A 9,552-nucleotide genomic window follows, 5' to 3' on the forward strand; every position below is an offset into this window, starting at 1 on the left:
CATCAGACCCTAGCCGGCAGGCCCGAACCCCGGAGGGATTCGGCGGAGCTTACCGGCGCAGCCGGTTAGCGCAGTGGGGCTGACGACCCGGCAACGCCGGGGAGCCGGAGGGGGCCATCAGGCTGTTCATGCCGTTAATCTTCTTGAACAGGAAACCGGTGAAGCAGCTGCAGCACAGCAGAACGGAGAGCAGCAGGAAGCAGAGAGAGAAGACCGCGAGACAGCGTCCCGGAGAGAGAAAGTGCAGGCGAAGGGAGAGAGACGGTGCGTCAGCACCGTCTTTTCCCGGCCCGCAGGGCCGCCAGGGTTTTACTGCGGATGAGAAGCCGGCACCTGTGTTGCGCGCCGGCATCTTTCTGGCTGTGCGGGCTATGTCAGACTTCGGTAGAGCCGATCCAGACGTCATCCAGCCATGCGTCAGCTCCGAATTCCATCCCCTCTGGCTGTACTTCGCACAGAAGCAAATGTGTCCAGCCATTTTCTGGCGCAGCCTGACTGTGAATTATCTGCCCTTCCAGGCTGCGGATGATAAGTTTTCCGTTTTTGATGGGCATCAGAATATCCGGCTCGCCCGCCCGCTGATCTGTACAGTAATGCATAGTGTTGGCTCCTTTTACTGATTCCGGTCAGTGTACACAGATTTTTATTACTGCAGGTTTCGAGGCCCGGCTCAGGCCCCGCTTTCGGACTGTACAGATGTATGCTGGCTGTCAGTCTTCACTTATGAGAACAAAATAGCGGTGACGCTGATCCAGCAAAAATTCCCGCGCCTGCTCGCTTATCCAGGGCCGTGCCGCTTCGGTTGTATACAGGTTATAAGATGCGCATTCAGCTTCAGTCATAACGTGCCCGGTATAAGTGACATACCCTGCACGCAGTGGATTCTTTAGCGCTTCTGCCAGACGTTTCTGTGTGCTCATTGCTGTCTCCTTCCCCTGCAGCGCGCTGCAGGGGTGTCAGTGTTTACCCTCTCAGACGGGAAAACTGCCAGTGACAAAACGGGCTGTATTCATCGCTTTTCGGCAGGCTTGCCTGCGCGTGTTTCTTCAGGCCTTCATGTTCCGACCAGAACAGCTCCAGCGCCGCCACGTTAAGCAGACCCGCTGCCTTATAGATGTTGGTTGTCTGATATTCGGTGCTCTCCTCATATTCTTCGTCACCGATCGGGTTTGCTGAATGCACGATGCGGGTTTCATAGGTTTCCGGCGCTGCGCCTGCTTTTGGGGCAAACAAGGCGACAGTGATCAGCAGCTTTTCATGCGGATTAATCAGCAGCAGCTCGGTTGCCGACCGGAACCGGCCCGAATCAAATACAGCCTCATCGCGCGTAAACGTTGCCGCCGCCAGGTACTCCAGATGCATATTAAAATCACCGCGGATCGCTGCGGTATTCACGTTGAACTGCGGATAGTTGACGTAAAAAAGATTGCGGCGAAAGGCGCGGCGGATCGCGTCATAGCTGACGTTTTCTGCAGGTCCTGCTTTTAAAGATGATGATTCTTTAGATTCTGAAGCCGTGGTGTTGACGTTCTGCTGTGACATGTTGTGTCTCCCGTGTGGTTTAAGTGATGTTTCTCTGAGTTCCTCGCCGTGAGGGCAGAACGGGCGACCGGGCATCAGGCTGAACGCAGGGGGAAACGGCAAAGCCGCAGCCCGCAGGGACCGGGTGCAGCCGTTTAGCGCGCGACCCTTGCGTTAAGACGCCCGGGTGCCAGGTTTCTGCACGGCGAAGGGGCTCAGGGGAACAGAACACAACGCGGAAGGATGAACAGGGCACGGCCCCGGAACGGCACGCCACGGTGCCGGGCCGGTCCTCAGCGGCCACGTCTTTTTGTGGCCAGTGAACGCGCGGGCGAAAGCCCGCTGCAGGGGTTGACCTGGCCGTTGCCATCAGACCCTAGCCGGCAGGCCCGGAACGCTTCGCGGTCCGGCGGAGCTTACCGGCGCAGCCGGTTAGCGGAGTGGGGCTGACGACCCGGCAATGCCGGGGAGCCGGAGGGGGCCATCAGGCTGTTCATGCTGTTAATCTTCTTGAACAGGAAACCGGTGAAGCAGCTGCAGCACAGCAGAACGGAGAGCAGCAGGAAGCAGAGAGAGAAGACCGCGAGACAGCGTCCCGGAGAGAGAAAGCGCAGGCGAAGGGAGAGAGACGGTGCGTCAGCACCGTCTTTCCCCGGCCCGCAGGGCCGCCCGCCGTTCTTACAGTGCCACATACAGATACAGGCATTTCCGCCAGGTATAAAAAAGCCCCTTCCGGGGCTGTCTTTGTCAGTCTTTACGCTTGTTACTGCTTCTTGCCGTTATCTGTTGTTTTTAAACGTCCATCCATGTGAGCGGCGTCCTTCATTTCCTTAACAGCCTGATGATGCTCATCAGCATAATCAGGATACCTGTAGTGACACACGCAACAGCAAAAATCTCTTCAGGAAAAGGCGTACTGACCGGGGCAAAAACATTGTCTGGCGGAGTAATATCTTCCGGCACGGAGTATGCCCAAACACCTGCAACAATCATTGCCGTACCAATTAATGGCAGCAGCGCACGAAAAACTATGCTGTCTCCTTCCGGGCTTTCCTTTCTGGAAGCAAACACCTTCGCCGCAATGACGCACAGCGCCAGGCCAAAATAATAATTTGCCCCGCTCAGCTCAGGGAAAAAGTTCTTTGTGATTGCCCAGTACAGCAGCACCAGAACAGCGTTCAGAATCCCAAAACTCATCTTTTATCCTTACAGGTCGCGGTTTTTCAGATCAGGGCATCAGCCTCAGACACCCTGCATTTTCGGTTCAGTTGTTCACCAAATTGGTGTCATTAGCCTTGCTCTGAAGCATCAGCTTTTCCTCGGCCGACAGGCCATTAAAACGGTCAGTGCCAGCCGGTACATTTTGGGCGCGTGCGTACCAGAAATATGCCTGCGTTTTATCGTTCAGGATTTCATCATAAATGTAGGCCAGCTCTGAAGCCGCGAACGGCGCACCTGTCTGCCAGGCTTTGACGTACAGGTCAATGGCCTTTGCCGTTTTTCTGTACTTCAGCAGCGCGGCTGCTTCAGAGAACAGCGCGGCGTTTTCTTTCGTGACAGGGGCATTTTCAGCCAGGATTATCAGGCGCAGTTTCAAAGGCCGGGTTTCATCATCTGGCAGGTCAGTGTAATTAATCAGCGGCGACTTTATGCCTGTGTCAAAAAGAAAGACCAGCGCCGGGACTGAACCTTTTTTCACCCCCGCAACGACCAGTTCATTCTCTGTTTCCGTCCGGCGCTTGCAGTTTGCATCGGCAAGGACATAGCAACTTTTCCCGTAATCACCGATTGCTGACCTGAACCTGTCCAGCTCAAGAAAAGGATCTGGCGCATTCAGTGCCGCCTGTCTTGCCGCTTCAAAAGTCTGCTCTTCCGCTTCGTCCTTAACAGACGCGTGATACGCGCCAAAAGCTAAACCGCCAATAATTGCAGCCATTGCTAAATTGTTAATCCAACCCATGATTCCATATCCTCCTGATTGTCCATAAAATTGCTAAGTCAGCTTTTCGCTGCTTAACGCGGATCGATGAGATCAACCACCAGGGACAGTATCTCATCCATAACGTGTGGCTCAACCGTTGCGGCATAGCTTGCCCTGCGCGCCGTCAGGTCGAGCGAGCGCAGCTGATAACACAGCGCCACGCCAGTCACTTTTCCTGTGTCCGTGCTGTTGCCGTCCAGATATACGGTCACGCCCTGCGACCGGGACGCCACGCCGCCGCTTGTCACCGGCACGCAGACCGCTGTTCCCAGCGCCGCAACCAGCTCGCGCTGCGAGATGACCAGATAGTAATGCGGCCCTTTAAACTCCCGGCCTTCTACCGGATCGCCGTTAACGTGCCAGATTTCGCCCTTCTGCGGCACTCTCCTTGAAACCATCAGATAAGCTCCCTGCCCTGCGGCGCATCGTTAAGGCCGTCAGCGGTTTCTTCGTTGTAGCCCTGTATTTCCTGCTGGTCGATACCGGCCAGCAGCTGCGCCACGGTGCGACGACCGCGCGGCACACGCGCAACCGGTACCAGGTTCACGGATTCGCCCTCTGCCGTCACGTCCAGCTCGATGCCAACCGTCCAGCCAGCTTTTGCCGCGATGTCGCTCGGGATAGTCAGCACGACGGCCCCGCCCTGCTGACGAAGTCTTGTTGATGCCATATGTCCTCCGGTGTGTGACTTAGTAACACACACTTTACCACAGAGTGACACTAAGTCACACTTTGCAGATGTTTTTTTAATCATTTTTCGTTCCCAAATAAGACTGTTGTAGCGGGCGACTTGCTGCCCGCGTCGCAACGATTCATGCCACGGCCAGACAGATAACGCGCTTTTCATCAAGCGTCAGGGCGTATTCCCACAGAGCGCTTTCAAGGTGGTTAAGTTTGCCGATCAACGGGTCATTGCCGTTTTCACTCCACGTCTGCCAGGCCAGACATTTCAGTACACACAGCATGGCGCTGACCCCTGCGGCCTCGGCCGACATTTCCGCGCTGAAGCCTCTGGACAGGATCTGAAAGTGTTTTTTGCCCTCAAACCCCGGCACGGCAAAACAAGCGCCGTTGCTGGTGGAAAAATACTCCCAGTATCCGCCCGCGTAGTCCCTAGAATGAGAACGCATCCAGTGAGTCAGTAAACGCGGCGCTTTCGGTGCCAGATGACCAATAAAGCCCTCAAAAAAGGTCAGTCGCTGACCCGCCTGCGCCAGTTGCACGCTGAATGCTTTTTCTCCTGATGATTCTTTAGATTCTGAAGCCGTGGTGTTGACGTTCTGCTGTGACATGTTGTGTCTCCCGTGTGGTTTAAGTGATGTTTCTCTGAGTTCCTCGCCGTGAGGGCAGAACAGGCGACCGGGCATCAGGCTGAACGCAGGGGGAAACGGCAAAGCCGCAGCCCGCAGGGACCGGGTGCAGCCGTTTAGCGCGCGACCCTTGCGTTAAGACGCCCGGGTGCCAGGTTTCTGCACGGCGAAGGGGCTCAGGGGAACAGAACACAACGCGGAAGGATGAACAGGGCACGGCCCCGGAACGGCACGCCACGGTGCCGGGCCGGTCCTCAGCGGCCACGTCTTTTTGTGGCCAGTGAACGCGCGGGCGAGAGCCCGCTGCAGGGGTTGACCTGGCCGTTGCCATCAGACCCTAGCCGGCAGGCCCGAACCCCGGAGGGATTCGGCGGAGCTTACCGGCGCAGCCGGTTAGCGCAGTGGGGCTGACGACCCGGCAACGCCGGGGAGCCGGAGGGGGCTAAAAAGAGATTGGTTAATTAATTTTTGGTTTTTATGAATCTTATTAACTGCTTCAGCCTAAAATTTCTCTCATAAAACATTTTGATTTTCTCATCATCGAAACCGATAATTTTCAGAAAGTGAGCTAAAAAAACAAGTTCTAGCAAATAGTTTAGTTGAACCAACCTTTTACCTGATGCAGCTTTTTCTTTCAGGTCGGGATTATAGTGTGTCAGATAATTCCTTGTATTAACTACTTCACGCGACAAACTCTTTAACATTTTTTTGTCGCCTAGAATCCCTTCCAGGCAAGAAGTTACACTCTTCATTCTTGCCATTAAATTAATTTCATTACCATGAGACAACCTCCCTCGCAGCCATTCTTTATGATCATCAGGGCAATTATTTATGAGTTGAATGACTAAATCTTCAAAAGTTTCTTGCGGCATTTTTTTATCATGGCTATTTGCGCGATGATAAGTTTCTAACCCTTGCACTAAAGAAATAAATCGCGCCTCTATAACACCATGCTGCCCTGCTGCTGATGAAAAATATAATGATATTGATGGGGATAACTCTTTACAGGCTTTCATCCATTTTTTAAAGTGATCCGAAGCGTTATTAGCTATATCCTTGTACTCAAAGATCATGTCATTAACTTCCAGATCATTTCTGTCTGCATTATATCTATTGCTTTTATAATAGATACTAATAAAATCAGTTGATTGCGAGACACCTTCGGTTTGAACTTTTTTCCGCCCACGAACTCGGGCTATTACTAATGGTTTTTCAAATGCTAATGATATAAACTTTACAACGTCGTGAGCAATTTTACTTAGCTCTTCATAAGGAATTGGTTTATCTCCCTCTATAACCAAATTTGTCATATGTTCAACTTTAGTTTCCTTTAAACTGCTTGTCCCTTTAAAAGCATACCCAAAAGTTACCTTTAGTTCATAACCATCATCTAGGCTTATTACTATATCTTTTGGTCGAGAATAGTTTATGGCATAAACATCCTTTTCATTGGGCTTGTGATCAAAACTTATCCCTGTAACCCCCACCCATTCTTCTAAGTGGTCTACACTAAAGCTTAAAGAGTCCAGCTTAATTTCTTCATCTTGTTTAAAGGCATGCCCTAGAAAAGCACAATTCACATGAATTAACGACTTCTCTCCAATACCACCGGTTATATTAATCTTTTTGTACAGACAACCTTCAAGTGTTACCTCACCTTCTTTTTCAACCTTTCCGTTTATTCTTTTAAGTACAGTGTTACCGCTAAAAAATGATGCCACATTTAAAGCACCATCTAGTTCCAACAAAATCGTCTGATTTTCTCTTATATATAATCGACCTCTGACCACTTCGTTTATATTATCTGCAATCCAAAACTCACCTTCTCTAACTACTTCTTCTTTAATACGCATACCATTTTTTCGCTCTATGTTTATTAGCCTATATGAAATTTACATGAAATTTTCCTATTACCTGTCATGTTTAATCACTCTTTGCACTGTTTCTTTTGCCATCAGACCCTAGTCGGCAGGCCTGGAACGCTTCGCGGTCCGGCGGAGCTTACCGGCACAGCCGGTTAGCGCAGTGGGGCTGACGACCCGGCAACGCCGGGGAGCCGGAGGGGGCCATCAGGCTTTTAGTGCTGTTGACCTTCCGGAACAGGAATCCGTCGAAGCAGCTGCAGCACAGCAGCAGTAGGCCAATAGAGAAAACTGTGAGACAGCGTTCCGGAGAGAGAAAGCGCAGTGTAAGGGAAAATAACCGCCGTGGCGGCGAAGCCGCCGCAGCCGTTATCAGCCGCCGTTGACGTTTGCGGCTCCAGCTGGAGACACTAATCCGGCCCCGCTGGCGCGAAGCCGATAAAGGCAGGCAATCAGGCATCAATGCGGACAATCATTGTTGAAACGTCCGTATATGCGAACGTCCCGCGCAGTAGCACCTCCTGATGCGTCGCAATATCCTTAAATTCCCGCTGCTGACGCGGACCGTTTGCGCAGACCGCCACCAGATTACCGCCCGGCGCCAGCATTTTCAGCGCGTGCCGGATATGCTTCAGATCGTCGCCGTGGCGAAAAGGCGGATTCATGATAATCCGGTCATAAACAGCCTGGGGGGCGCAGCTCAGAAAGTCCGCGCAGGTCACGGCCACTTCAGGAAACGTTGCGCTGAGATGTTCAGCCAGTGCCGCATTCATCTCCACGCACTGGCATATTACTCCAGGCACGGCCGCAAGCACCGCGCGGACAATGGCGCCGGTCCCGGCGCTCGGCTCCAGCACCCGGCAACCCGGCCGGACATCGGCCAGAGTGACAAGCGTCCGGCACACCTGATCGGACGAAACAAACAGCTGAGTATCTGCATGCACCCGGGCCACGGGCTGCAGGCCGCTGAGTTTCTGCTGCATGTGCGCAATTCGCGCGCTGAGTTCGGTACGCATTTCACGTTCTCCCATGCCGGCAACGCCGGTACTTTGTATAGTCATCTGTATATACATAACCTCCCCGGCGCTGCCGGGGAGCACTGGTTCTTAATGCGGCACCTCTACCGTTTTCATATCGGTGATGTAAACCGGCGACAGCGTGTAGCCCGTGGACATCACCCGGCGGATGCGATAAGCCTTGTGATCCTCACCGGCCGCAATCCCTTTCACCTGCTTAAAATCGGCGTGCGTTTTGCTCCACTGCTCCTTAGTCATGTGCTTAAAGCCCTCCCCCGGATAGTTCACAATCGGCGGGCGCTTCGCGGCCGCCTTCGCCGTTTTTGCTTCCTCTGCGCTGGGCGCTTTGTATTCCGTAATGCGATCGGGCGTAATGGTGATGACGGCGCCGTTTCCCCGTGACATGAACGAATATTCCGGAGTAACCAGCGAGCTGATTTTTCCGCCGCTGCGGTTTACGCGGATGATGGTCAGCCACTCCCCGCGACTTTTAACCTGGCCGCCCGGCACCATTTCGGTATCTGAGGCCAGCACGCCGCCGTGTTCGTCCAGCATGGCGCGCTCGTAGGCGATGCGGTTGCGGTAGTGCGCGGTCCAGCGGCTTAAGCGCGCGATGGTGCGTTCATGGCAGGGAATGCAGATGTCCCGGGCCTGTTCGGCGGTAATAATGTCGTCTTCGAGGGCTGACCAGATGCTGCGGCTGCCTTCATACTGGCTTTTCTCCGGCGAACGCGGGTACTTATCCAGGGTAAAGCAGCAGTGAAGGTGATCGACACCTGCAATAACAAGCGCCATTGCCCGGTCAAGGTTCGCGGACGACCAGAGTTTGATAAATTTCTGCACGTCCTGAAGCCGGCGCTCAGCCTTACGCAGGTCAGCCTCAATCTTTTTAATACGGCGCCAGCGCACGTCCGGGCGCTCCTTGTAAGTTGCGTGACGCAGTGATGCCTCTGCCCGGCGCTCCCAGTATTCCGAGGTTTCAAACAGATTGACCGCGCGACGCATGCCGTTTTCAATCTTCTGCGTGTGCTTGCGGGCGCGGCGCTCGCTGTGGTGTCCGACCAGAATCGGCTGGCCGAAGGGAATGGCCGAAGCCAGGCTGTCTACTGCGGCCAGCGCCTGCCCTGACTCAACGGCGCGCTTTTCGCTGTACTCTTCAAAGCGCTCCGCGCGCTCCTCCTGGCGGTCAAAGAGCGACTGATCTTCATCCTCAATTTCGCCGGCCAGCTCGATCAGCAGGTCTTCGCGATCGGGCGTCCACATTGGCGCAACAAAAAGCCCCTGACGCGGCGCATACTTAAAGCCCGCATCCTTCACACGCTTATACGTTTCCTCATCAAGGCGGTGCAGCGAATACAGGCGCAGCTTGTTGTCATCCGGCGAATACGTTGCGCGGTAGTTTTCGCAGTTAAAAAGAGATGATTCTTTAGATTCTGAAGCCGTGGTGTTGACGTTCTGCTGTGACATGTTGTGTCTCCCGTGTGGTTTAAGTGATGTTTCTCTGAGTTCCTCGCCGTGAGGGCAGAACGGGCGACCGGGCATCAGGCTGAACGCAGGGGGAAACGGCAAAGCCGCAGCCCGCAGGGACCGGGTGCAGCCGTTTAGCGCGCGACCCTTGCGTTAAGACGCCCGGGTGCCAGGTTTCTGCACGGCGAAGGGGCTCAGGGGAACAGAACACAACGCGGAAGGATGAACAGGGCACGGCCCCGGAACGGCACGCCACGGTGCCGGGCCGGTCCTCAGCGGCCACGTCTTTTTGTGGCCAGTGAACGCGCGGGCGAGAGCCCGCTGCAGGGGTTGACCTGGCCGTTGCCATCAGACCCTAGCCGGCAGGCCCGAACCCCGGAGGGATTCGGCGGAGC

General features: G+C 54.2%; 13 protein-coding genes. All 13 read right to left on the reverse strand.

Annotated features, from left to right (window positions below; genetic code table 11):
- Positions 1-49 precede the first annotated feature (49 nt).
- On the reverse strand, positions 50-352 hold the full coding sequence (locus tag FT726_RS24780) for a hypothetical protein (RefSeq protein ID WP_346303619.1): 303 nt from the start codon (positions 350-352) through the stop codon (positions 50-52).
- A 22-nt stretch (positions 353-374) separates the two neighbouring features.
- The gene (locus FT726_RS24785) at positions 375-599 is read right to left on the reverse strand and encodes a hypothetical protein (RefSeq protein WP_346303620.1); all 225 of its coding nucleotides are present in this window, start codon (positions 597-599) and stop codon (positions 375-377) included.
- 111 nt (positions 600-710) lie between these two features.
- Complete coding sequence (locus FT726_RS24790; protein WP_346303621.1) at positions 711-920, reverse strand: hypothetical protein; 210 nt, start codon at positions 918-920, stop codon at positions 711-713.
- A gap of 43 nt (positions 921-963) precedes the next feature.
- A complete protein-coding gene (locus FT726_RS24795) occupies positions 964-1,617 on the reverse strand; it encodes a hypothetical protein (protein WP_346303622.1) in 654 nt (217 codons plus the stop codon).
- A 320-nt stretch (positions 1,618-1,937) separates the two neighbouring features.
- A complete protein-coding gene (locus tag FT726_RS24800; protein WP_346303623.1) occupies positions 1,938-2,213 on the reverse strand; it encodes a hypothetical protein in 276 nt (91 codons plus the stop codon).
- A 130-nt stretch (positions 2,214-2,343) separates the two neighbouring features.
- Positions 2,344-2,718 (reverse strand): hypothetical protein, encoded by a 375-nt coding sequence (locus FT726_RS24805; protein WP_346303624.1) that lies wholly within the window; start codon positions 2,716-2,718, stop codon positions 2,344-2,346.
- A gap of 67 nt (positions 2,719-2,785) precedes the next feature.
- Entirely contained in the window at positions 2,786-3,481 is a 696-nt protein-coding gene (locus tag FT726_RS24810) for a hypothetical protein (protein WP_346303625.1), read from the reverse strand.
- A 53-nt stretch (positions 3,482-3,534) separates the two neighbouring features.
- A complete protein-coding gene (locus FT726_RS24815; RefSeq protein WP_346303626.1) occupies positions 3,535-3,900 on the reverse strand; it encodes a type II toxin-antitoxin system PemK/MazF family toxin in 366 nt (121 codons plus the stop codon).
- Positions 3,900-4,172, reverse strand: a complete 273-nt coding sequence (locus FT726_RS24820) for an antitoxin (RefSeq protein WP_346303627.1) — start codon at positions 4,170-4,172, stop codon at positions 3,900-3,902. The genes FT726_RS24815 and FT726_RS24820 overlap by 1 nt, the downstream gene beginning before the upstream one ends.
- A gap of 142 nt (positions 4,173-4,314) precedes the next feature.
- A complete protein-coding gene (locus FT726_RS24825) occupies positions 4,315-4,794 on the reverse strand; it encodes an antirestriction protein (RefSeq protein WP_346303628.1) in 480 nt (159 codons plus the stop codon).
- 479 nt (positions 4,795-5,273) lie between these two features.
- Positions 5,274-6,665: a HEPN domain-containing protein gene (locus FT726_RS24830; RefSeq protein ID WP_346303629.1), complete on the reverse strand. Its 1,392-nt coding sequence runs from the start codon at positions 6,663-6,665 to the stop codon at positions 5,274-5,276.
- A gap of 461 nt (positions 6,666-7,126) precedes the next feature.
- Positions 7,127-7,690: a methyltransferase gene (locus FT726_RS24835; RefSeq protein ID WP_346303631.1), complete on the reverse strand. Its 564-nt coding sequence runs from the start codon at positions 7,688-7,690 to the stop codon at positions 7,127-7,129.
- 90 nt (positions 7,691-7,780) lie between these two features.
- Positions 7,781-9,157 (reverse strand): DUF3560 domain-containing protein, encoded by a 1,377-nt coding sequence (locus tag FT726_RS24840; RefSeq protein WP_346303630.1) that lies wholly within the window; start codon positions 9,155-9,157, stop codon positions 7,781-7,783.
- Positions 9,158-9,552 lie beyond the last annotated feature (395 nt).

It is taken from the genome of Pantoea sp. Morm (genome assembly GCF_016643525.1).
GTDB lineage: Bacteria > Pseudomonadota > Gammaproteobacteria > Enterobacterales > Enterobacteriaceae > Pantoea > Pantoea dispersa.